Raw genomic sequence first — 21,523 nt, 5'->3', positions numbered from 1 at the left:
GCGTTACGCGAGGGGCGCGGCGGCGCCCCTTGCCGTGAAGCGGCTAGATTCCCAGTGCGTCCAGTTCTGCCAGCAGATCCTCGTGGTGGCTCTTGGTTTTGAACTTGTCCATCACTTTCACCAGCTTGCCGTCCTTGCCGACAATAAAGGTGGTGCGGATCAGCCCCATGAATTCCTTGCCCATGAATTTTTTCATGCCCCAGCAACCGTACTTCTCGGCAACGGCATGATCTTCGTCGGAGAGCAGGGGGAAGTTCAGATCATGTTTGTCGATGAACTTGGGCAGCCGTGCCACCGGATCCGGACTGATGCCAAACACCACCACGCCACGTTTTTCCAGCTCGGCTTTGGTGTCGCGGATACCGCAGGCCTGGGTGGTGCAGCCCGGGGTGAGTGCCTTGGGGTAAAAGAAAATGACCACCGGGTTCTTGCCTTTGAAGGATTTCAACTCAACCGGGTTGCCGTCCTGATCGGGCAGTTTGAAGTTGGGTGCCAGATTACCAATCTTGGGATGTGCCATATCGGGTCCGTTTCTCTTTCTGAGGTTGATGGTATAGCCGTCTGAGCGAGCCGTTCAGCGTTTCGGCGTCATGGTGGCGTCCAGGTTGCGCGCCTCACAGAAGTCCAGGAAGGCGTCGCGCAATTCGGCCACCGATTGTTCCGCGTTCATGCTCAGCACCAGGTGAAGGCTGAACATGCGGGTGCCGGTGTGAGGCGCCGCGTAGGTGCCGGTATGCAGATCATCGATATTGATGCTGCGGCGGGAAAAGAAATTGGCAATTTCGTGGACGATGCCCGGGTTATCCATGGCGACCACCTCTACCTCGTAGGGCAGGGCGCGGGCCTGCAGGTCGCGGGGGCGGGTACGCTTGAGGGTGAGCAGCAGGTCCAGTTCGCCAGCCAGCTTGTCCCGGTCTGTTTCCAGCTGGTCCAGGGTCGCGTCGCTGCCGGACACCAGCATCAGCACGGCAAACTCACCGCCCAGCACCGTCATGCGAGAGTCGAGGATATTGCCGTTGTGCTCCAGCACCGCCCGGGACAGCGACTCCACAATACCCGGGCGGTCTGAACCCAGGGCCGAGATAACGATGAGTTGTTCCATGATGCGCTCCGCAGGCATTGTCTTGTTGGTATTTTGAGAGTGATGTGGTGAGAGTTTAGAGGTTTTCTGCGGGGTGTGCAGGGGGCTGAAGGCTTATCCTAGGCGCTGGGGCCCCGAAGCAAAACCATGGCGGGGAGTGAGTGACGAGGTTCGGAAGGCAACACCGGGTTTGTCTTTTCGAAACTTGCACCGCTTGACTCGCTTCGGCCTGTTTGCGGTGGAGCGACCGTTTGATCTCGCTGGCTCGGTTTCGACAAAGGGCTTGCCGGGCGTCAGGCATCTGGCGTCCGGCGTTTTCGAGGTTTACCATAGCGCCCTTCGACGACAGGGTCCGGTGCACCGGAATAATCGCGATTGCGCCCGATTGGCGCAAAACAGGAGACAGGCATGATCCGTGGCAGCATTGTAGCGCTGGTAACCCCCATGCGCGCAGACGGAGCAGTGGACTGGGAGCGCTTGCGCGCCCTGGTGGACTGGCATGTGGAGCAGGGCACCCACGCCATCGTGGCGGTGGGCACCACGGGCGAATCCGCCACTCTGGGCTTTGAAGAGCACGATAGTGTGATCCGTGAAGTGGTGGCCGTGGCCAAGGGCCGCATACCGGTGATTGCCGGTACCGGCGCCAACAACACCGACGAAGCCATCCGCCTGACCCGTGATGCCAAGCGCGACGGTGCCGATGCCTGTCTGCTGGTGACCCCGTATTACAACAAGCCGCCCCAGGAAGGCCTCTACCAGCATTATCTGGCGGTAGCCCGGGCGGTGGATATCCCGCAGATTCTCTACAATGTGCCTGGCCGGACCGCCTGTGATCTGTTGCCGGAAACCGTTGAGCGACTCAGCAAGGTGCCCAATATCATCGGCATCAAGGAAGCCACGGGGAACCTGGAGCGCGCCCGGGAAATCCGCGAGCGCTGCGGCGATGATTTCATGCTCTATTCCGGGGACGATGCAACGGCCATGGATTTCATCCTGGCCGGCGGGCACGGTGACATCTCGGTAACCGCCAACGTGGCGCCGGCCAAGATGGCTGCCATGTGCGAAGCGGCCCTGGCTGGCGATGCGGATCAGGCCCGGGCACTGAATGCGGAACTTGAACCCCTGCACCGTGATCTGTTTATTGAAGCCAATCCGATTCCGGTGAAATGGGCACTGTATGAAATGGGCCTGATTGACCTTGGTATCCGCTTGCCGTTGGTACCGCTGTCAGAAGCGGCCCAGCCGCGATTGCGCGAGACCATGCGTCAATGCGGCCTGCTGGAGGTTAAATGAAGAAAGCGGCGTTAACGCTCGCACTGTTGGTATCCGCCACATCCGGTTGTAGCTGGTTGCCGGATAGCAGCCTGAATTATCGTGATGCGCAGGTGCTGGAGCCCATGGAGGTTCCGGAAGATGGCGTATTCATCGGCGAGCAACCGCTTTATTCGGTGCCACGCCAGGAAGAACGACTGGTGGGCCGTGGTGAGGACGAGAAACGCTTTGCGGTTCCCAGACCGCCCCAGCTGGTGGTGCTGGGAAGCGCCGATGACGACGAGGCACAGCAGCCGGCGCCCAAGGATGCCTCATCCAAGGCGATTCTGGCCCGTGACGGGAACGGTTACCCGATCATCATGATGTCCACCCGCTTTGCCTGGGCCTGGGAATATGTGGGCGAGGCCCTGGGCAAGACGGACCTGAAGATCAGCGACCGGGATCGTGAAGTGGGCATTTATTATCTGAGAGTGCCCGAGCGCTACACCCTGGGAGCCAAGAGTGCCCAGCTGAAGCTGAGCCACACCACCAATGGCATCCAGGTGGCAGTGTTGAATGAGGAGGGGACTGCGCTGGTGGAAAAGACGCCCGGCCAGGCCATTCTCGAACGCATTTTTGACGAACTGAATTAAGCATCATGAAGTTGGCATCCCTGGGCAGTGGCAGCAAGGGCAACGCCACCCTGGTGGAAGCAGACGACACCCTGGTGTTGATCGACTGCGGGTTTACCGTCAAGGAAACCGAGCAGCGACTGGCCCGGCTGGGTCTGGCCGCAGATCAGCTCAGCGCGATTCTGGTAACCCACGAGCACGGTGATCATATTCGCAGTGCCGGGGCGCTGGCCCGCAAGACCGGTTGCCCGGTCTACAGCTCCTTCGGTACCGCCAGTGCGGTACAGGGCAAGCGCACCAGTCTGAGCGGCGCCAACTGGCAGGAAGTGCGACCGGGGCGCCCCTTTACCATTGGCGCCATGCAGGTTCTGCCGGTATTGGTACCCCATGATGCGCGTGAACCTTGCCAGTACCGCTTTAGCTGGCAGGGCCGAACGTTGGGTGTGCTCACGGATCTGGGGGCAATCACTCCCCATGTGGTGGAGGCCTACCAGGATTGCGATGCGCTGGTACTGGAATGCAACCATGATGCGCAGATGCTGGTTAACGGCCCTTATCCGCCGTCGTTGAAACGTCGTGTGGGTGGTATGTTGGGGCATCTGAGCAATGATCAGGCGGCGGCCTTGCTCCGTCAGGCCAATGTGGATCGCCTGCAGCATCTGGTGCTGTCGCATCTGAGCGAGCAGAACAACACGTCCCGGCATGCATTGGATGCCATTGAACAAGTGGTAACCCAGGGACGCGAACGAATTGGCGTTGCCAGCCAGACGGAAGGGTTTGGCTGGCTGCAAGTACATTAATACTGACCCGAATAAAGGCCTTTCCATGGAAAAACGCGACGAGTTGTATGCCGGCAAAGCCAAGTCTGTATACACCACCGATGACGCGGACAAACTGATCATGCTGTTCCGCGACGATACCTCGGCCTTTGACGGCAAGAAGAAAGAGGCACTGGCGCGTAAGGGAGCGGTGAACAACCAGTTCAATGCCGCCATCATGGAAAAGCTCAAGGCGGCCGGGATTCCCTGTCATTTCGAGAAGATGCTGTCACCGGTGGAGTCACTGGTGAAGAAGCTGGACATGATTCCGGTGGAATGCGTGGTGCGCAATATTGCCGCTGGCTCTATCTGCCGTCGTCTGGGGGTGGAAGAAGGCCTGGAACTGAATCCGCCCACCTTCGAATTCTTTCTCAAGAACGATGACCTGGGCGACCCCATGGTCAACGATTACCACATCCGCAGCTTTGGCTGGGCCACCGACGAGCAGGTGGCGCAAATGAAGACTCTCACCTTCCAGGTCAACGAAGTACTGAAGCAGCTGTTTCTGGATGGCGGCATGCTGTTGGTGGATTACAAACTGGAATTTGGCGTGTTTAATGGTGAGGTGCTGCTGGGCGATGAGTTCAGCCCGGACGGCTGCCGCTTGTGGGACAAGGACAGCCGGGAAAAGCTGGATAAAGACCGTTTCCGCCAGGGCCTGGGTGGCGTGGTGGAAGCCTATGAAGAAGTGGGACGCCGATTGGGGATGCAGTTTCAGTACTGATTCACGGCGTGCCGGTACAACTACACACTGAAGAATAATAAGGAGCAACTATGAAATCCGTAATGCGTCTGGCGGTGGTGGGCCTGCTGGCTGCCACTCTCAGTGGCTGTTTCCTGACCAAACTGGCCACCACTCCCATGCGACTGGTCGGCGCCGCCGGCTCTGTGGTGGGTGCGGTGCTGTCCATTATTCCGGTGGCCGGGAATGCCGCTGATGAAGCCCTGGAAAAGGTGGATGGCGCCATCGATACCACGGCGGACAATATCGACAAGATTCCTCTGTAACAGGCGTCCTTTGGCCCTGCGGAGGCGGGGCCAGGGATTTCCGGGCTTGTAATCCCCGGGGCGGTTGTGAAAAATACAGACTCCCCGGCCCGCTTGCGGCCTGACCAGGCGTGAAAGCCCTGGCGACATAACAACAATAACCGGAGTTCGCCATGCACCGCTGGCTACTTTCCTTCCTTATGCTTATGCCTTTGCCGGCTGTGGCAGATGATCTGCTGATAGGCCTGGGTTACCTGAATGGTCTCGCCGGGGTGAACCTGGAGTGGGCCACCGAGCACAACAGCTTCTACGCCATGCCTGCCATGTATCTGGACTCCGGTGGCTTCGACACCGATGAGCCTCGCTGGGTGGCTGGCTGGCGCCGTAAAATGGAGCGGGGCCTGATGTCCGAGAGTGGCTTCTTCACCGGCCTGATGGCAGGGGACCTGGGCGGTGAGCGTCATTATGAACGCCTGGGTGTTGGTGTGGAGCTGGGCCATCAATGGGTGAAGCCCTATTCCCGCTGGACCGTGAGTGCCGGGGTGGGCGCTATCGAAGCCCTGGACTGCGACGAATACAAAGCGGCGATTCGTTGTGATACGCAAGAAGAGCGCGACAATAACGACCTGGATGTAGAGCCGGTGGTCGTGCTCGGTATCAGCTTCAGTTTGCGCCGCTGATTCCCCAATCCTTCCGTGTTCCTGCGCAAGTGTCTGTGGCGGTTGAAGAAAGCGCCACGGGCACTTGCTTTCTTGTGTTTGCCCTGATCTGAAGCAAAAGTTTTGCACAGCGTTTAACCGTTTTTCACACCTTGTGTGAATGTTCTTGGCTAACTCGTTGATTTGCAGTGGATGATTGTTAAGTTGCTGTTTTTAAAGGTTTTAATAAAACGGCCATTTTTTCATCATTCTGGGGGGAGGGCAGGCAACATGGGTGCTGGCGGCAGTTCCTGACAGTCTATGCACAAAGTTATCCACAGATGTTGTGAGTAACTTTTCAGGGCCGATGTTGGGCAACGGAAGGCCGCGAGACAGTGTACACACCGCCGCCTTGCTGATGGAGGCGGCAAGCCGGTCGTCGCGCTCAGCGCTTCAGCATCGGCAGGGGCCGCCAGGGTTGGCTCAGGAGTTGCTGGCCGCTGAGTTTGAGCAGCAGACGATGGAAGCCGGCGTTGGGGAAAGCGTGTTTGATGAGCCGGACCCGGGCCATGGGGACGCCGAAACGCATGACGCCCAGACTCACATCGATCCAGTCTGCGCGACGGAACACTTCGACCAGGTTATTGCGGTCCTTGTCGTAGCGGCTGATCTTGTGGTGATTGAGGATCATGGCCCGGACCTGGGTACGGCAATGGCCCAGCTGGTGTTCCTCCAGGTAGTGTTCTGCCAGGCGAGCAGAGGGCTGCAGGTAATCGAAGGTGCCGGCCAGCCAGATACCGGCATCATGAAAAAAAGCGGCAATTTCCAGGGCTTCCCATTCCTGCGGGTCCAGTGTTTTTTGCGCCGCCACAAGATTGATCAAACGGTAAACGTGGTTCCGATAGGGGGTCTGTTGCTTGCCAAAGCGTTCCGAGTATTGATCGAACAGTGCATCTAGGCGCGGCAATTGCGTAATCAGGTCTTGGGGCATCCTGTCTACCTGGTGGTCTTCAAGGGGCGCATCTTAACGTCACGATAAGACACCATGTCACTTCATACTGGCCAGTTGTGTGAATGAAATCCAGTGGGCACGGGTAAAAACTGGGACCCCGGACACACCTTCAGGGCATCGTGATATTGGCTTTACGGTGTAGACAGTGCCGGTGGTGAGCAAAATTGTAAGCAATCGATTTCCGGTGCTTGGTACTCAGTCTTCCTTGTACTATAGTCGGACAAGAATTTTGGGATTGTTCAACAAGCCTGGGGCCGCAGTACCACTGTCTGATCCCGCCGTCGGCAGGCTTCAATACGGCTGCCTGCGGGCTGAGACAATCCCCACAAGGAGTGCCCGTGAGCTTCAAAGCCAAAGAAAGCCTCTCTGAGCAGATAGCCCAGCATCTTGCCAAGCAGATTATTCATGGTGACATGCTGGCTGGCGATCGTATCCAGGAGCTGCGTGTCGCCGGTGAGCTGGATGTGAGTCGCGGTTCTGTCCGCGAGGCGCTGCTGATCCTGCAGCGCCGCCAGCTGATCGATATCCTGCCGCGCCGGGGCGCCGTAGTGAAGGAGATGTCTGAAGCCCATGTGCGCAGCCTCTACGAGGTGATGCAGGTATTGCTGGGGTTGGTGATTCGCAAGGCCATCAAGGTGGTACGCGAAGAAGACCTGGATGCGTTTATTGAGCTGGTTCACGGTTTGCAGGTGGCCGCGGAGGATCGGGATCTGGATGCGTTCTTTGTGCTCAGTTTCCAGTTTCTCGAGCATGCCTACCCGTTCGCCCGCAATGTGTTTGTGGAAGACATCCTGATCAATATGCAGCCGGCCATGCAGCGGGCCTATTTCATGGCCTTGCATCTGGAGGCCGATGAAGTGAAGGAATGCCTGTCGTTCTTCAAGGCCCTGGTGGAAACCATCTTCCGCCGTGATGTACGCTCGGCCCTGGAAATCATTCGGGAGTTTGCCGAGCACCAGTCTGAACTGGTGGAGGAATCCATTACCCGGGCCCGCCAGATCGAAACCGCCTGGGGCTCGCGCCGGCGTAAATAAATTCCCCCTTGCCCTGTGCCGCCAAGCTGCATAGAATTGCCACCCTCTTCAGGGAGCTGGCCGGGTCAGTGACCCCATCAACCTGAAGATCGCCATAGAACCGTAGCTCAGTTGGTTAGAGCGCCGCCTTGACATGGCGGAGGTCGGCGGTTCGAATCCGCCCGGTTCTACCAAGATTCAGAAAAAGGGTTTGTCGCAGTGATGCGGCAAACCCTTTTTTCGTTTGGCCCCTTTTTCGCGCTGCCCTGTAGAATACCTGACACTCTGGAGCCGACGAGAAAGTTGGGATGCCTGACATTGATTATCTCGGGGCTGCCCGCCCGGCACTGATTCTTTACCTGCCGCATCGGCCGAACGGTCTTGCCCGGTTGCAGCAACACCCTGACGCTACTGAACTGGTGGCGGCCAATTCCAACCACTGGCGCAAGATCGTGAACCTGCTCGCCAAGTTGGCCAGCCCGGTGGCGGAGGACTGGCGGCATTTTCGGGATGAATGTCTGTTCCAGAACTCCGCACTTTGTTTTGTGCCGACAATGTCCGACAAGGAATGCTGGCACTGGATTGGAGGCAGGGACAATCTACAGCGTTTTGCCGGCTTGCAGCACAATGCCCGTCCGCTGGCCGGTGCTCCCGGGGTTTCCGTGGACACGGAGCGCCGCTTGCTACTAACCCCTTACCCGGACTATCGCCAGCTCAGCAACGCGTTGCTGGAAAAGGTGCGTCTTTGTCTTGAGGAGCAGGGCTTCTATGGCGGGGTTTGCCCATGACGCTGCCGTATTTTCTTGGCTGCCCGCAGTGGCAGCACCCCGGCTGGAATGGTCATCTGCCTGCCGGCGAGAGTCCTCTGGAACGCTATAGTCGGGTCTTCAATAGTGTCGAGGGCAATACCTCCTTCTACGCCACCCCGTCACGCAAGCAATGTGAACAATGGCGGGCCCAGGTGCCGGAGGATTTCCGGTTCCTGTTCAAGTTTCCCCGGCAGATCACTCATGACCGTCTGCTAAAGGGGGTTGATGGGCCGGCGCGGGCATTTCTGGATGTGCTGGCTCCGCTGGCGGATGTGCTCGGGCCGTTCTTGCTACAGCTTCCCGCAGCTTTCGGGCCGGAGCGATTGGAGGATTTGTGGCGCTTTGTGGAGGCGCTGCCGGCACCGTTCGCTTGCACGGTAGAAGTGCGTCACCGGGATTTCTTCGCCAAGGGCGAGGCGGAGAGGGCGCTCAATCGCGGCCTGCGCGAGCGCAATCTGGCCCGGGTCTGTTTTGATAGCCGGGCGTTGTTTGCCGCCAGCGCGGAGGATGCTGCCACACGAGAGGCTCAGCGCAAGAAGCCCCGCCTGCCAGTGCATGTGCTGCCCGGTGACGCGTCGCCGGTGATTCGTTACGTCGGGCATCCGGAGCTGCAGGCCAACCGGGCGTTTCTTGCGCCCTGGGTGGAACGGGTAGCGAACTGGATAGCGGCGGGGGAGGGCCCTTACGTTTTCATACACATGCCGGACAACGGAGATGCGCTGGCTCTGGCGGCATTGTGGCACGGCATGCTGATGGAACGTTTGCCGGGGCTGGCACCGTTGGCGTTGGGGAGGCAGGTGAAGCAGCCAGGATTGTTCTGAGACGACGTTGCGAGTTGCGAGAAACGAGTTTCGAACAGCAAAACCGTGACAGGGTTTCGTTACTCGTTACTCGTCACTGTCTCTTAATTCAGCGCGATCAGCGTGTCGTCACGACGGCGGCTGTTTTCCGCCCACACCAGCAAATCATAGTAGCGGCGGATGTGGCGGACATAGATCACTGCCTGGCCACCGCGGGCATTGCCGTAGCGCAGCTGGTCGGCGTAGGCCGGGTTGGCCAGCATGGGGAGGCGTTGCTTCACATCCTGCCAGTTGTCCGGGTTGCCGCCTTGTTTTTCCGTCAGCACGCGCGCGTCTTCCAGGTGACCGAAGCCCACGTTGTAAGCGGCCAGGGCCATCCAGGTGCGGCTCGGTTCCGGGATGCGCGCAGGGATGCGTTCGTGGGTGTGACGCAGGTAGTCGGCGCCGGCCAGAATGCTCTGGGCCGGGTCGGTACGATCACTGATACCCATCTGGCGCGCGGTGTCGTTGGTCAACATCATCAGACCCTTCACCCCGGTGGGGGAGATGGCACCGGGATCCCACAGGGATTCCTGGTAGGCCAGGGCCGCCAGCAGGCGCCAGTCGAAACCGCTGTTGTCTTCCGCCTGACGGAACAGTTCCTCGTAGCGGGGCAGACGGTCTTCCAGATGGCGCATGAAGCTGCGGGCTGCATACAGGTTGAACTGTTCCACATGGCCGTAGAAACGGTCTTCCAGCTTGGCGGTGGTGCCGTTGGCCTTGGCCTGGGTCAGGTAGCGCTGGGCGGCCAGATACAGGCTCTGGTCATCCTTGGGGCTGAAAGCCCAGGCCAGTGGCATATCAGTGGCGGCGGTATAGTCGGCAATCAGCTCCGGCCACAGGGCGCGCTGCAGGGAGTAGCTGTTGGAGTGAATCAGGGTGTAATCCACCTGACCGTCCTCCACCAGGGCCATCAGTTGTTCCGGGTTGGCGTCTTCCACTTCCTGGAATGCCAGGCCCGGATTTTCCAGCTGCGCCTTGACCAGCAGCTCTGCGTGGCTGGAGCCGGCAGCGACGGCCACACGTTTACCGGCCAGGTCTTCCAGATCCCGGATGCGCGGAGTGTCCAGACGGCGCACCACCAGAGCGTCCACTTTCTGGTAATCCGTGGTGAAGCGCAGGCTTTCGCTGCGTTCTGCGGTGGCTACCAGGCCGGCCGCTGCCATGTCAGCAGTGCCTTTGCGAATGGCATAACGAATATAGGAAGGGTCGTCGGATTCCAGCATCCGCAGCTCCACCCCCAGGCTGTCAGCAAAGCCTTTGGCCAGCTCGTATTCCATGCCGGTATAGCCGTGCTGGTCCTGATAGTAGGTGGTGTTGGACGAACGGGTCATCACCACCAGCTCACCGCGGGTCATGACCCGTTCCATGGCGGTAGGGGTGGGACGCATGGCCAGCATCATGCCGATAATGCCGAACAGGGCCAGCGAAGCCAGGAGATGCTTAGTATGTCGAAAGAAAACCGTCATCCTTGGTGTACCTCTGTCAGGTTGTCCAGACAGGTCGATACTGCTTACCGCCGACCGGTTGGGGATTGTTTGATCCCCTGCCTGTGATCTATATCACGTCAAAGTGGCGCAACTCTATCAGTGGCAAATGGCTGTTATGTAACGCTTTGTCGAACAATTGAGCGTTTTATGCACAAATGCGACAAGTCCGGAAGAGAGCATTAAATTGCGTATAAGGCAGGTGTCGTAGGCGATTTTTCCTCGCGGTAAGACAAGGCTGCACTGGATGGAAATTGGCGGTGTGCGGAGGCTGCGAGCGGCGGTCAAATCCCGTATCATTGCGGCCCTACTCTCCACCCCCACTGGTAATCATATAAGGCGCACTATGCTGATCCTCTCCGGAAGCCCGGCCCTGTCCGCATTTCGTAAGGAAAAACTGCTGGAGTCCCTGACGGGCATTTCTGCGATCTCTGCCCGTTACGTGCATTTCGTGGCGCTCAAGTCGCCCCTCAGTAATGAGCAGCAACAGGTGCTGGAAGGGCTGTTGCAGTACGGCCCCAGCCTGGAAGAGGATGATGTGGAGGGGCAGCGTTTTGTAGTGGTGCCGCGCCCGGGCACCATTTCGCCCTGGTCATCCAAGGCCACGGATATCTGTCACAACGCCGGCCTGACTCAGGTAGAGCGGGTGGAGCGGGGCATCGAATACCGGCTGGCTGGCGAGGGTGACCGGTCTGTCCTGGCGCCGGCCCTGCATGACCGCATGGTGGAAGTGGTGCTGGCGGAACTGGAAGACGCTGAAGCCCTGTTCTCCCATCACACCCCCCGCGAACTGACCACGGTGGATGTGATCGGCGGCGGGCGCGACGCCCTGGAAACCGCCAACCGCGAGCTGGGCCTGGCGCTGGCCGAGGATGAAATCGACTACCTGGTGGAGCGTTTCACGGCGCTGGGCCGTAATCCCTCCGATGCAGAACTGATGATGTTCGCCCAGGCCAACTCCGAGCATTGCCGCCACAAGATTTTCAATGCGGACTGGACCATCGATGGTGAGGAACAGGATCTGAGCCTGTTCGGCATGATCCGCAATACCTACAACCATGCCCCGGAAGGGGTGCTGAGTGCCTACAAGGACAATGCCTCGGTGGTTGCCGGTCCGGTGGCCGATCGCTTCTTCCCGGCACCGGGCAGTGCCGAGTACCAGTTCGTCAACGAGCCGGTACACCTGCTGATGAAGGTGGAAACCCACAACCATCCCACCGCCATTGCGCCCCATCCGGGCGCGGCCACCGGCTCCGGCGGTGAGATCCGTGATGAGGGTGCCACCGGCCGTGGCTCCAAACCCAAGGCGGGCCTGAACGGTTTCTCCGTTTCCAACCTGAATATTCCCGGTTTCGAGCAGCCCTGGGAAACGCCTTATGGCAAGCCCGGCCGTATTGCCTCGGCACTGGACATCATGATTGAAGGCCCCATCGGTGCGGCGGCCTTCAACAACGAATTCGGTCGCCCCAACCTGTGTGGCTACTTCCGCACCCTGGAAATCCAGGCCCCGGGCGTGAACGGTGATGAAGTGCGCGGCTACCACAAGCCGATCATGATCGCCGGTGGCCTGGGCAACATCCGCGACGGCCATGTGGAAAAGAACCCGATTCCCGCCGGCGCCAAGATCATCGTGCTGGGAGGCCCGGCTATGCTGATCGGCCTGGGTGGTGGTGCGGCCAGTTCCATGGCTTCTGGTGAGTCCGACGAAACCCTGGATTTTGCTTCCGTGCAGCGGGACAACCCGGAAATCGAGCGTCGGGTACAGGAAGTGATCGACCGCTGCTGGGCAGAGGGCGATAACAATCCCATCGTCTCCATCCACGATGTGGGCGCTGGCGGTCTGTCCAACGCCCTGCCGGAGCTGGTCCACGACCACGATATGGGCGCCAGACTGGAGCTGCGTGAAATCCCCAGCTCTGAGCCCGGCATGAGCCCGGTGGAGATCTGGTGTAACGAAGCCCAGGAGCGCTATGTGCTGGCAGTAATGCCGGAGGACATCGAGCGTTTTGATGCTATCTGCCAGCGCGAGCGCACCCCTTACGCAGTCCTCGGTGAAGCCACCAGCGAAGAGCATCTGACGGTCAGTGATGAACACTTCGGCAAGGCGCCGGTGGATCTGCCCATGGACCTGCTGTTCGGCAAGCCGCCGAAAATGCAGCGTAGCTTTGACCGGGAAGACTTCCTGCGCCAGACCTTCACCACCAAGGGCATCGATCTGAAAGAGGCCAGCGAGCGCGTGCTGCGCCTGCCCACGGTGGCGTCGAAAAGTTTCCTGATTACCATCGGTGATCGCTCCATCACCGGTCTGGTCCATCGTGATCAGATGGTGGGCCCCTGGCAGGTGCCGGTGGCCGATTGCGCGGTGACCGCCACGGGTTTCAATCAACGCACCGGTGAAGCCATGGCCATGGGCGAGCGAACCCCGGTGGCCCTGGTGGACGCAGCGGCCTCCGGTCGCATGGCCGTGGCGGAATCCATCACCAACATCGCCAGCGCCCATATCGGTGATCTGGGCCAGATTCGCCTGTCAGCCAACTGGATGGCCGCTGCCGGTCACCCGGGCGAGGACCAGGCCTTGTTCGATACCGTGAAAACCGTGGGCATGGAATTGTGTCCGCAGCTGGGTATTGCCATTCCGGTAGGCAAGGACTCCCTGTCCATGCGCACCGTGTGGAACGACAAGGGTATCGACAAGAGTGTCACCGCGCCGCTTTCCTTGGTGATCTCCGCGTTTTCCGGGGTTACCGACATTGATCTGACCGTGACCCCGGAACTGAAAACCGGTGTGGACAGCGAACTGCTGCTGGTGGACCTGGGCCGCGGCCAGAACCGCCTGGCAGGCTCCGCCCTGGCTCAGGTATTCGGCAAGGTGGGCGATGTGCCGCCGGACCTGGACGATGCCAAGGATCTGATCGCCTTCTTCGAGGTGACCCAGCAACTGCTGGCCGAGCGCAAGCTGCTGGCCTATCACGACCGTTCCGACGGCGGTCTGTTTACCACCCTGGTGGAAATGGCCTTTGCCGGTCGCACCGGCCTGGATATCAGTCTGGATCATATTGCCGGTGATAACCCGGAAGCGGTGGCCGCCTTGTTTGCCGAGGAGCTGGGTGCGGTACTGCAGATCAGCCCGGCCCATCGTCAGGAAATCCTGGCACGCTATGCAGAAGCCGGCCTGAGCCAGTGTGTGCATGTACTGGGTCATCCTGACGGTGATGATGTGATTCGCCTGCGTCTGGGCGGCGGTATCCTGCTGGAAACCCCGCGCCGGGAGCTGCATCGCACCTGGGCGGAAACCAGCTACCAGATCCAGTCCCTGCGCGATAACCCGGATTGCGCCCGTCAGGAATTCGAGGCCATCCCGGACAACAACAATCCGGGCCTGAATGTACGCCTGACCTTTGACATGACCGAGAACCCGGCGGCGCCTTTCATCAACACTGGCGCAAAACCGAAGATGGCGATCCTGCGCGAGCAGGGCGTCAACGGTCAGACCGAAATGGCGGCCGCTTTCGACCGGGTCGGCTTCTCTGCCATCGACGTGCACATGAGCGACCTGCTGGCAGGGCGAGTGCAGCTGGATGACTTCAAGGGACTGGTGGCCTGTGGCGGTTTCTCCTACGGGGATGTGCTGGGTGCTGGCGGTGGCTGGGCCAAGACCGTGCTCTATAACCCGGAGCTGCGCGAAGCCTTCAATCGGTTCTTCTTCCGCGAAGACACCTTTGCGCTGGGTGTGTGTAACGGCTGTCAGATGCTGTCCCACCTGAAGGACCTGATTCCCGGTGCCGAACACTGGCCGCGCTTTGTGCGCAACCTGTCCGAGCAGTTCGAGGCACGGACTTCCCTGGTGGAAATCCAGGATTCCCCGTCCATCCTGCTCAAGGACATGGCCGGTACCCGTATCCCCATTGCCGTGGCCCATGGCGAAGGCCGGGTGGAGTTGGGTGATGATGCGCTCAATCGCAATATCGAGCAGCGTCTGGTGGCCCTGCGTTATGTGAATGGTCAGGGCAACCCGGCGGAACAGTACCCGGCAAACCCCAACGGCTCACCCCAGGGCGTTACCGGTTTCACCACCAGCGACGGCCGCGTCACCATCATGATGCCGCACCCGGAGCGGGTGTTCCGTGTCCTGCAGAACAGCTGGATCCCGGACGACTGGCGGGGTCACGAGAACGGCCCCTGGCTGCGGATGTTTGCCAATGCGCGGAAGTGGGTCGGTTAAAAGGCAGTGAACAGTTAATAGTGAACAGTTAACAGCTGGGATCTAAAGCTGAAGAGAAAGGCGGGAATGGCTTGGCTGTTTCCGCCTTTTTTATGTCCTTTTATGAGCTTGAGATGAAGAGTTGCTACCCTCAGAATCAAACGCTTGTTTTGATTTCGCTTTTAACTGTTCACTGTTAACTATTCACTACTCTCAGGTGTCCTGTGTCTGAAAAAACCTTCGGGCCTTTCGAATTGCAAAAGGCCTACAACAACGAGCCTGTGCCGGCGGATTTTATTGAGCGCCGGCGTATCAGTGCGGCCATGCAGACCCTGGCGGAGCGGCTGATCCGGGCGGAGGGGGATATCGACACGCTCAGTGGCTGGGCGGATCAGCTGGAAGCGCTGGTGGCAACAGTGGGGGAACCGGCGCGACGCGACACCCGGGCCGCCAACCGCAAGCTGTTCACCGGCTCGGCCACCACCGAGGATATCTTCCACATGATGGATTACGATCCGGTGGGTGGGCCTTCCAACCCCATTGCCCCACAGGTGGAATGGTTGCAGGAAGACCAGAACGGTATCGAAGGCGCCCTGCGCCTGGGCCTGCAATACCAGGGTCCGCCGGGGCGGGTGCATGGTGGTGTGATTGCCTGGCTGCTGGACGCGGCCCTGTCCCGCGCCTTGCATGCGGCCTTCCGGTTGGGCGTCACCGGTACCCTGAATATTCGTTATCTGGCAGCCACTCCCATCGAAGACAGCATCCATTGCCGGGCCCGGATCACTGGCCAGGAAGGGCGAAAGATCTTTGTGGAAGGGGGCATCTGGCACGGTGACACCCAGACGGTCAGCGCGGAAGGCATCTGGCTCACACCGAAGAGTCTGGGGTGACCATGAGCCAGCAACGCTATCACTTCCGCGACATTCTCGTGGCGGAAACCCCGGCGCCTTCGACTCGGGCTCTACTACACCGGGAGCTGGGCCAGGAGCTGGTCGGGCTGACCGAGCAGGTGCTGCGCCTGGATGCCCCGGACGACAAGCTGCACGAGTACATCGAACACATCCGTCAGCTGCGTACGGACCTGGCCCAGTATGGCCAGCGGGACTATAACGGCATTCTCCAGCGGCTGTTGGCGGGAGAAGGCTCCGCGGATGATGTGACCGATCTGGTGGATTTCGAGATCCTCACCGGCAAGGCCTCCCCCATGTCACCACCGCTGGAGTTGTGGCTGGACGGGGACCGGGTCCGGGGCCGGGCCACGTTCGGGCTGGCTTTCCAGGGCCCACCGGGGCGGGTACACGGTGGTGTCCTGTCCCTGGCGCTGGATATGCTGATGGCGAAAAGCCAGGATTTCGTGAAACAGATCGGTATGACCGGTACGCTCAATATTCGTTATCTTGCCGGCACCCCCATCAATACGCCGGTGGACTTCGAGGCCAGGCTGGTCACCCTGGAACGGCGCAAGCTACGCTGTGAAGGCAGTGTCTGGGTCAATGGCCAGCAGACCGTCGCCGCCGAAGGCATCTGGATTTCTGCCCACGGCGATTACGCTCTCAAGCCGGAGTTTGCCGAGTTACACGGTGAAAGTTAAAAGTTGAAAGTTACCAAGCGCGGGCGAGGCCGCTGGCAATAAGCACATCCCTTACCCGGGATTCTGGCTCAACCCGGGCAACGCGGAGAAAGTCGCTTTCCGTTTGGCTTGCCTCTGGTCGCGCGTTGCAACTTTTAACTTTCACCCTGCAACTGAACCCTGTGCCCTCTGTGGCAACAATCCGTTTTTCCGAGCTGCGAGCGACAATGACAAGGAGGCCAGCCCCATGGACGAGCTGTATTACAAACTGTGCTTTTACGTGCCCACCAGTCATGTGGAGCAGGTGAAGAACGCCATTTTCGAAGCCGGCGCCGGGCACATGGGCGATTATGATGCCTGCTGCTTCCAGACCCTGGGGCAGGGCCAGTTCCGCCCCCTGGAAGGCAGCAATCCCTATATCGGTGAGACCGGGGGCGACGTGGAAGTGGTGGAAGAGTACCGGGTGGAGACAAGCTGCCCGGCGTCGCGGGTGCAAACCGTAATCAGCGCCCTGCGCCTGGCCCACCCCTACGAAGAGCCCGCCATTGACCTGTGGCGGCTGGAGCCGTTACCCGGTTGACCTGGCGAGGGAGCCTCGAAGGTACCCGTAGGAGCTATGCTTGCATGGCGAACCGAGCGTAGCGAGGAAACCGCCCCGTGGGTGATCAGGAATGTTCAGACACGACATTCAGCCTTGTTTCTCGCGGCTCCTACAGAAGCATTATGCATCTTTAGTCAGGTGTTTCTTGCCGATGGGCGGCACTTCCTGAATGCGTACCGGGTACTCGTCACGCTTGAGATCATCGATATAGAACTTGAGGGTGCGTCCCACCACCGGGAAGGCCAGCTCACCCCAGGGAATGTCATCCAGGGCGAACAGACCGGCATCGCTGCTTTCCTCGCCCACGTCGTACTTGCCGTCCTCCAGTTTGCCCAGGAAGAACACATAGACCTGGTTGATATGGGGCAGGTTGAAGACGGTATACAAATCGCCGATGGCCACCGTGGCGCAGGCTTCCTCCCAGGTTTCCCGGGCGGCGCCTTCCTGCAAGGTTTCCCCGTTTTCCATATAGCCGGCGGGCAGGGTCCAGTAGCCCTTGCGCGGTTCGATGGAGCGCTTGCAGAGCAGCACCTTGCCGTCCCAGATAGGCACTGCGCCGACCACGATCTTGGGGTTCTGGTAATGGATGGTCTGGCAATCGGGGCACCAGTAACGGGGCCGGTTGTCCCCCTCCGGAATGCTGAAACCGATCTGGTCGCTACCGCAGTGACTGCAGAATTTCATGAAACCTCTCGCTCCGGACGCGGCAAAAACCTGATGATACAGGAGAATCTCCGGCGGCCCCATCGGCACGGTGACGATGTTACTGTGATCGCGGACTTGCCGCCGGCGGCCCGCCTGTTCAAACTACCGTTTGAATTGGATGCACCGTTGCATGCATTACAGGAGAAGGTTGTGCTCGATCAGCTCAGGCAGCGATTGCCGGACTACAAACGCACGGAGCTGCCGCTGGCACTGCCGGAGGCAGCGGTGCTGATGCCGCTGATTGATGACCCGGAACCGCGCCTGATCCTGACCGTGCGTTCCAGTACCATGCCAACCCATGCCGGCGAGGTGGCGTTTCCGGGGGGCAAGCGGGACCCGGGTGACAAGAGCCTGCTGATGACCGCCCTGCGGGAAAGTCAGGAAGAAGTGGGTCTGGACCCTGGCTATGTGGAGGTGCTGGCGCAGCTGTCACCGCTGGCGTCCCGCTATGGGATGAAGGTCACGCCCTTTGTGGGTATCGTCCGGCCGGAGGCACCGCTGGTGGCGGAGCCCGGTGAAATCGAGACCATCTTTCAGGTGCCGCTGCGGTTCTTTCTGGATGAAGTGCCGGAGCTGTCCAGCCCCATCGATTTTTTTGGCCGTCGTTTCCGCATTCCCAGTTATTACTACGAAGACAAGCGCATCTGGGGGCTCACCGCCTTCATGATTCTGGACCTGATCAACCACGTTTATGATGCGAACATTGCGTTTGAAGTGACGGACTGACAACGAAGGAAAGCACTGATGATTTATAAAATTGGCAGCCGGCAACTGGAACAACGGGGCGCCGGCCACTGGATCGCGGACAACGCTACCGTAATCGGTTCGGTAATCATGGAAGCCAACACCAGCATCTGGTTCAACGCGGTATTGCGCGCTGATAATGATGTGATCGAGATTGGCGAAAACACCAATATCCAGGACGGTGCGGTACTGCATGTGGACCCCGGCGTGCCCATGAAAATTGGCCGTGATGTGACGGTGGGGCATAAGGTGATGCTGCACGGCTGCACCATTGGCGACAACAGCCTGATTGGTATCAATGCGGTGGTTCTGAACAAGGCGGTGGTGGGCAAGAATTGCATCATAGGTGCCAACTCCCTGGTGCCGGAAGGGATGAAGATTCCCGACAATTCCCTGGTGATGGGTTCCCCGGCCAAGGTGGTCAAGGAAATCACCGACGGCCACAAGGCCATGCTGACCATGAGCAGCATGCATTATGTGGCCCATGCCAAGGAATTCAGCGAGCACCTGGAAGTGGACGAACGGTTTTCGTCATGAGCCAGTTGATATCCCCCTGCGTTTCTATCTGCGCGCTGGATGAAAATGATATCTGCGTGGGCTGTTTCCGCAGTGGTGGAGAGATTTCCATCTGGGGGCTGCTTTCCGATGAAGAAAAGCGGGAAGTGTTTCGTCGTATCGAGCAACGCATGAACGGCGAGCCGGCGCCCTGTGTGGTTCGCAAGGAGAAGAGTTCATCATGACGAATATTCATGATCAGGCGCCTCACAAGCCGGTGGTCGGTTTGGCGCTGGGCAGTGGTTCTGCCCGGGGCTGGGCCCACATCGGTGTGATCCAGGGATTGGAGGAAATCGGCGTACAGCCCCAGGTGGTGGCAGGGACCTCCATTGGTGCGCTGGTGGGGGGTGCCTACGTTACCAACACGCTGAATGAATTCGCTGACTGGGTGCAGTCGCTCACCGTCAAGGATGTGTTCGGGCTGCTGGATATCAGTCTGTCTGGGGGCATGGTGAAGGGGGAGAAATTGTTTAATTTCTTTCGTGAGCATCATGACAACCCGGATATTGAAACCCTGGAGAAAAAGCTGGTGACTGTGGCCACGGACATGAAGAGTGGCCGGGAAATCTGGATCACCAAAGGCACCATGCTGGATGCCGCCCGGGCATCCTGTGCACTGCCGGGGTTGTTCTCTCCGGTAAAAATGCAGGGTCGCTGGATGCTGGATGGGGGCCTGGTCAACCCGGTACCGGTGTCTGCCGCCCGTGCCATGGGGGCGGATGTGGTCATCGCCGTGAACCTCAATGCCCAGCTGGTTGGCGCCCACCTGTCCCGGGATACCCGCACCCAGGCCGAAGGGGAAGACGGCAGTGACGAAGAGCGCAGCATCTGGCACAAGATGATGGGTTACTTCATCTCCGAAGACGATGAAGACCCGGGTTTCTTTGATGTGGTGGCGTCCAGTATCAATATCATGCAGGACCGCATCACCCGTTCTCGAATGGCTGGTGATCCGCCGGAAGTCACCTTGGTGCCCTTGCTGGAGGATTTTGCGCTGATGGATTTTCATCGCGCCAAGGAAGCCATCGAAGAGGGGCGTTCGCTGGTTAAACGCTATGAAGCCGACATCCTCGCCTGGGTGGGCTCACCGGTAGCGGATAGGGTTTGAAGGGCAGTTGACAGTTGATAGTGGACAGTTGACAGCTACGCGTTCCGAGTTAGCTTTGAACTGAAACGCAAGAGGCCGCGTACAAAGCATGGGCGCGGCCTCTTGCGTTTCAGTTCAAAGTACCCTTTATCGCGACGCTGTCAACTGTCCACTATCAACTGTCAACTTACCCTGCTTTCCTGGCCTTCACCGCCTTCACCATATTGTCCTTCACCTGCAGGATCTCGATCTGGTATTGATCGATCTTTATCGAAATGTTGGCATCGGGGATGTCCTGCAGGTATTCCAGAATCAGGCCATTGAGGGTCTTGGGTCCATCGGTGGGCAGTTCCCAGTCCAGGCTGCGGTTGATTTCGCGCAGAGTGGCGGAGCCATCGATGACATAGCTGTCGTCGTCCTGGGGGTGGATGTCCGGACTGCTGGCGGCCAGGTCGGTGGTGAATTCGCCGACGATCTCTTCGAGAATGTCTTCCAGGGTCACCAGGCCGAGCACATCGCCGTATTCATCCACCACGATGCCGATACGGCGTTTGGCATTCTGGAAGTTGATCAGCTGCTGGTGCAGGGAGGTACCCTCGGGGACAAAGTAGGGCTCCACTGTGTGCTGCATCAGCTCTGCCTTGTTGATGTCATCCTTGAGCAACAAGCGGCTGAGCTTGCGCAGGTGGAGCAGGCCAATCATGTTGTTCGGGTCACCGTTGAAAACCGGCAGGCGGGTGTGCTGGCTGGCGCGCAGGGTGGTGAGGATCTCGTGCATGTCATCCTCGAGATCAATACCCACCATCTCGTTGCGGGGCACCATGATGTCTTCCACGGTCACCGTTTCCAGGTCGAGGATATTGAGCAGCATCTTCTGGTGATTTTCCGGGATCAGGCCGCCGGCTTCATTGACCACGGTACGCAGCTCCTCCGGACTCAGGTGATCGTCGTCCTGGTCATGGGGACGGATGCCGCCCAGCCGCAGCAGCATCATGCTGACGCCGTTGACCATCCACACCAGGGGGGCAAGCAGCACCTGCAAGGGTTTCAGCAGCACACTGGCGGGGAAGGCCACGCGCTCGGGCTTCATGGCTGCATAGGTCTTCGGGGTAATTTCGGCAAACACCAGCATGATGATCGTGATCACCACCGGCGCCACCGCAGCCCCGCTGTCGCCCAGCCAGCGGATCGCCAGAATGGCGGCCACAGTAGCAGCGAAATTATTGACGAAATTGTTACCGATCAGGATGACGGACAAGAGCCGATCGGTACGCTTGAGCAGCCCCTCCACCCGGGAAGCGGCCTTGTTACCCTGGCGGGCCAGATGACGCAGTCGGTAGCGGTTGATCGCCACCATGCCGGTTTCACTGCTGGAGAAGAAGGCAGAGCCAAGAATCAGGGCAATCAGGGCGCCTATCAGCCACCCGTCAGAGTAGGTATCCAAAGGAAATATCGTTTATCCGCCAATCGGCCCGCTATTGTTCGGGCTGGGG

The 21,523-nt window shown here is 59.4% G+C and carries 23 protein-coding genes and 1 tRNA gene; 18 read left to right on the top strand and 6 right to left on the bottom strand.

The genetic code is table 11. The features are described 5' to 3' along the window. Positions 1–43 precede the first annotated feature (43 nt). Positions 44–520 (bottom strand): thioredoxin-dependent thiol peroxidase, encoded by a 477-nt coding sequence (bcp, locus tag C4S63_RS01760; protein WP_062816947.1) that lies wholly within the window; start codon positions 518–520, stop codon positions 44–46. Between the two features lie 54 nt (positions 521–574). After that, entirely contained in the window at positions 575–1,102 is a 528-nt protein-coding gene (locus C4S63_RS01755; protein ID WP_103916509.1) for a glycine cleavage system protein R, read from the bottom strand. Between the two features lie 387 nt (positions 1,103–1,489). Between C4S63_RS01755 and dapA the strand changes: the two genes are divergently transcribed. From dapA to C4S63_RS01725, 6 genes are all read left to right on the top strand, one after another. Further along, positions 1,490–2,374, top strand: a complete 885-nt coding sequence (gene dapA, locus C4S63_RS01750) for a 4-hydroxy-tetrahydrodipicolinate synthase (RefSeq protein ID WP_062816949.1) — start codon at positions 1,490–1,492, stop codon at positions 2,372–2,374. Next, positions 2,371–2,985, top strand: coding sequence for an outer membrane protein assembly factor BamC (gene bamC, locus C4S63_RS01745; protein WP_062816950.1), 615 nt, complete (start codon positions 2,371–2,373; stop codon positions 2,983–2,985). Before dapA ends, bamC begins: the two co-directional genes overlap by 4 nt. Before the next feature lie 5 nt (positions 2,986–2,990). Then, positions 2,991–3,764 carry an MBL fold metallo-hydrolase gene (locus tag C4S63_RS01740; protein WP_062816951.1) on the top strand — a complete coding sequence of 258 codons (774 nt, stop codon included), beginning with the start codon at positions 2,991–2,993 and terminating at the stop codon, positions 3,762–3,764. Positions 3,765–3,789: 25 nt separating this feature from the next. Continuing rightward, positions 3,790–4,506 (top strand): phosphoribosylaminoimidazolesuccinocarboxamide synthase, encoded by a 717-nt coding sequence (gene purC, locus C4S63_RS01735; RefSeq protein ID WP_063509243.1) that lies wholly within the window; start codon positions 3,790–3,792, stop codon positions 4,504–4,506. A gap of 50 nt (positions 4,507–4,556) precedes the next feature. Continuing rightward, entirely contained in the window at positions 4,557–4,790 is a 234-nt protein-coding gene (locus tag C4S63_RS01730; protein WP_062816953.1) for a DUF6726 family protein, read from the top strand. A 152-nt stretch (positions 4,791–4,942) separates the two neighbouring features. Then, positions 4,943–5,449 carry a hypothetical protein gene (locus tag C4S63_RS01725; RefSeq protein ID WP_062816954.1) on the top strand — a complete coding sequence of 169 codons (507 nt, stop codon included), beginning with the start codon at positions 4,943–4,945 and terminating at the stop codon, positions 5,447–5,449. A gap of 403 nt (positions 5,450–5,852) precedes the next feature. On the opposite strand, the gene C4S63_RS01720 is transcribed toward C4S63_RS01725, so the two are convergent. After that, positions 5,853–6,398 (bottom strand): hypothetical protein, encoded by a 546-nt coding sequence (locus C4S63_RS01720; protein ID WP_103916508.1) that lies wholly within the window; start codon positions 6,396–6,398, stop codon positions 5,853–5,855. A gap of 359 nt (positions 6,399–6,757) precedes the next feature. Between C4S63_RS01720 and C4S63_RS01715 the strand changes: the two genes are divergently transcribed. From C4S63_RS01715 to C4S63_RS01700, 4 genes are all read left to right on the top strand, one after another. Continuing rightward, positions 6,758–7,453, top strand: a complete 696-nt coding sequence (locus tag C4S63_RS01715; protein ID WP_062816956.1) for a GntR family transcriptional regulator — start codon at positions 6,758–6,760, stop codon at positions 7,451–7,453. Positions 7,454–7,549: 96 nt separating this feature from the next. Further along, positions 7,550–7,626, top strand: a tRNA-Val gene (locus tag C4S63_RS01710). Positions 7,627–7,740: 114 nt separating this feature from the next. Continuing rightward, positions 7,741–8,220 (top strand): hypothetical protein, encoded by a 480-nt coding sequence (locus tag C4S63_RS01705; protein WP_062816957.1) that lies wholly within the window; start codon positions 7,741–7,743, stop codon positions 8,218–8,220. Beyond that, complete coding sequence (locus C4S63_RS01700; RefSeq protein ID WP_103916507.1) at positions 8,217–9,062, top strand: DUF72 domain-containing protein; 846 nt, start codon at positions 8,217–8,219, stop codon at positions 9,060–9,062. The genes C4S63_RS01705 and C4S63_RS01700 overlap by 4 nt, the downstream gene beginning before the upstream one ends. A gap of 83 nt (positions 9,063–9,145) precedes the next feature. Here C4S63_RS01700 and mltF read toward each other — a convergent pair whose 3' ends face one another. After that, positions 9,146–10,549 carry a membrane-bound lytic murein transglycosylase MltF gene (mltF, locus tag C4S63_RS01695; RefSeq protein WP_103916506.1) on the bottom strand — a complete coding sequence of 468 codons (1,404 nt, stop codon included), beginning with the start codon at positions 10,547–10,549 and terminating at the stop codon, positions 9,146–9,148. 364 nt (positions 10,550–10,913) lie between these two features. Between mltF and purL the strand changes: the two genes are divergently transcribed. From purL to C4S63_RS01675, 4 genes are all read left to right on the top strand, one after another. Further along, the gene (purL, locus tag C4S63_RS01690) at positions 10,914–14,789 is read left to right on the top strand and encodes a phosphoribosylformylglycinamidine synthase (protein ID WP_103916505.1); all 3,876 of its coding nucleotides are present in this window, start codon (positions 10,914–10,916) and stop codon (positions 14,787–14,789) included. Positions 14,790–14,992: 203 nt separating this feature from the next. Then, the gene (locus tag C4S63_RS01685) at positions 14,993–15,658 is read left to right on the top strand and encodes a PaaI family thioesterase (RefSeq protein ID WP_062816960.1); all 666 of its coding nucleotides are present in this window, start codon (positions 14,993–14,995) and stop codon (positions 15,656–15,658) included. 2 nt (positions 15,659–15,660) lie between these two features. Further along, the gene (locus tag C4S63_RS01680) at positions 15,661–16,359 is read left to right on the top strand and encodes a PaaI family thioesterase (RefSeq protein WP_103916504.1); all 699 of its coding nucleotides are present in this window, start codon (positions 15,661–15,663) and stop codon (positions 16,357–16,359) included. A 226-nt stretch (positions 16,360–16,585) separates the two neighbouring features. After that, entirely contained in the window at positions 16,586–16,918 is a 333-nt protein-coding gene (locus C4S63_RS01675; RefSeq protein WP_103916503.1) for an NGG1p interacting factor NIF3, read from the top strand. A gap of 141 nt (positions 16,919–17,059) precedes the next feature. On the opposite strand, the gene C4S63_RS01670 is transcribed toward C4S63_RS01675, so the two are convergent. After that, positions 17,060–17,623 carry an NUDIX hydrolase gene (locus C4S63_RS01670; protein WP_062816963.1) on the bottom strand — a complete coding sequence of 188 codons (564 nt, stop codon included), beginning with the start codon at positions 17,621–17,623 and terminating at the stop codon, positions 17,060–17,062. A 171-nt stretch (positions 17,624–17,794) separates the two neighbouring features. On the opposite strand from C4S63_RS01670, the gene C4S63_RS01665 reads away from it, so the two are divergent. From C4S63_RS01665 to rssA, 4 genes are read left to right on the top strand one after another with little or no spacing between them, the layout of a single operon-like run. Continuing rightward, positions 17,795–18,370, top strand: coding sequence for a CoA pyrophosphatase (locus tag C4S63_RS01665; RefSeq protein WP_063509903.1), 576 nt, complete (start codon positions 17,795–17,797; stop codon positions 18,368–18,370). An 18-nt stretch (positions 18,371–18,388) separates the two neighbouring features. Next, positions 18,389–18,925 carry a gamma carbonic anhydrase family protein gene (locus C4S63_RS01660; RefSeq protein ID WP_063509901.1) on the top strand — a complete coding sequence of 179 codons (537 nt, stop codon included), beginning with the start codon at positions 18,389–18,391 and terminating at the stop codon, positions 18,923–18,925. After that, on the top strand, positions 18,922–19,128 hold the full coding sequence (locus C4S63_RS01655; RefSeq protein ID WP_062816965.1) for a DUF1289 domain-containing protein: 207 nt from the start codon (positions 18,922–18,924) through the stop codon (positions 19,126–19,128). The genes C4S63_RS01660 and C4S63_RS01655 overlap by 4 nt, the downstream gene beginning before the upstream one ends. Next, the gene (gene rssA / locus C4S63_RS01650; protein ID WP_103916501.1) at positions 19,125–20,051 is read left to right on the top strand and encodes a patatin-like phospholipase RssA; all 927 of its coding nucleotides are present in this window, start codon (positions 19,125–19,127) and stop codon (positions 20,049–20,051) included. Before C4S63_RS01655 ends, rssA begins: the two co-directional genes overlap by 4 nt. Before the next feature lie 166 nt (positions 20,052–20,217). Here the strand turns inward: rssA and C4S63_RS01645 are convergent, their stop codons facing one another. Then, complete coding sequence (locus C4S63_RS01645) at positions 20,218–21,474, bottom strand: HlyC/CorC family transporter (protein WP_103916500.1); 1,257 nt, start codon at positions 21,472–21,474, stop codon at positions 20,218–20,220. Positions 21,475–21,523 lie beyond the last annotated feature (49 nt).

The sequence above is a fragment of the Alcanivorax sp. DSM 26293 genome (assembly GCF_900107995.1).
Lineage (GTDB): Bacteria > Pseudomonadota > Gammaproteobacteria > Pseudomonadales > Alcanivoracaceae > Alcanivorax.
Note: the sequence above shows the minus strand (reverse complement) of the source record. Positions and strands in the feature narration are given on the sequence as shown.

Bases quoted from the DNA above. Each gene is read 5' to 3' on its own strand.
- mltF (WP_103916506.1), bottom strand. From the start codon at position 10,549: ATGACGGTTTTCTTTCGACATACTAAGCATCTCCTGGCTTCGCTGGCC.
- C4S63_RS01755 (WP_103916509.1), bottom strand. From the start codon at position 1,102: ATGGAACAACTCATCGTTATCTCGGCCCTGGGTTCAGACCGCCCGGGT.
- C4S63_RS01705 (WP_062816957.1), top strand. From the start codon at position 7,741: ATGCCTGACATTGATTATCTCGGGGCTGCCCGCCCGGCACTGATTCTT.
- purC (WP_063509243.1), top strand. From the start codon at position 3,790: ATGGAAAAACGCGACGAGTTGTATGCCGGCAAAGCCAAGTCTGTATAC.
- purL (WP_103916505.1), top strand. From the start codon at position 10,914: ATGCTGATCCTCTCCGGAAGCCCGGCCCTGTCCGCATTTCGTAAGGAA.
- C4S63_RS01700 (WP_103916507.1), top strand. From the start codon at position 8,217: ATGACGCTGCCGTATTTTCTTGGCTGCCCGCAGTGGCAGCACCCCGGC.
- bcp (WP_062816947.1), bottom strand. From the start codon at position 520: ATGGCACATCCCAAGATTGGTAATCTGGCACCCAACTTCAAACTGCCC.
- C4S63_RS01670 (WP_062816963.1), bottom strand. From the start codon at position 17,623: ATGAAATTCTGCAGTCACTGCGGTAGCGACCAGATCGGTTTCAGCATT.
- dapA (WP_062816949.1), top strand. From the start codon at position 1,490: ATGATCCGTGGCAGCATTGTAGCGCTGGTAACCCCCATGCGCGCAGAC.
- C4S63_RS01660 (WP_063509901.1), top strand. From the start codon at position 18,389: ATGATTTATAAAATTGGCAGCCGGCAACTGGAACAACGGGGCGCCGGC.
- C4S63_RS01720 (WP_103916508.1), bottom strand. From the start codon at position 6,398: ATGCCCCAAGACCTGATTACGCAATTGCCGCGCCTAGATGCACTGTTC.
- C4S63_RS01655 (WP_062816965.1), top strand. From the start codon at position 18,922: ATGAGCCAGTTGATATCCCCCTGCGTTTCTATCTGCGCGCTGGATGAA.
- C4S63_RS01680 (WP_103916504.1), top strand. From the start codon at position 15,661: ATGAGCCAGCAACGCTATCACTTCCGCGACATTCTCGTGGCGGAAACC.
- C4S63_RS01740 (WP_062816951.1), top strand. From the start codon at position 2,991: ATGAAGTTGGCATCCCTGGGCAGTGGCAGCAAGGGCAACGCCACCCTG.
- C4S63_RS01725 (WP_062816954.1), top strand. From the start codon at position 4,943: ATGCACCGCTGGCTACTTTCCTTCCTTATGCTTATGCCTTTGCCGGCT.
- C4S63_RS01675 (WP_103916503.1), top strand. From the start codon at position 16,586: ATGGACGAGCTGTATTACAAACTGTGCTTTTACGTGCCCACCAGTCAT.
- bamC (WP_062816950.1), top strand. From the start codon at position 2,371: ATGAAGAAAGCGGCGTTAACGCTCGCACTGTTGGTATCCGCCACATCC.
- C4S63_RS01730 (WP_062816953.1), top strand. From the start codon at position 4,557: ATGAAATCCGTAATGCGTCTGGCGGTGGTGGGCCTGCTGGCTGCCACT.
- rssA (WP_103916501.1), top strand. From the start codon at position 19,125: ATGACGAATATTCATGATCAGGCGCCTCACAAGCCGGTGGTCGGTTTG.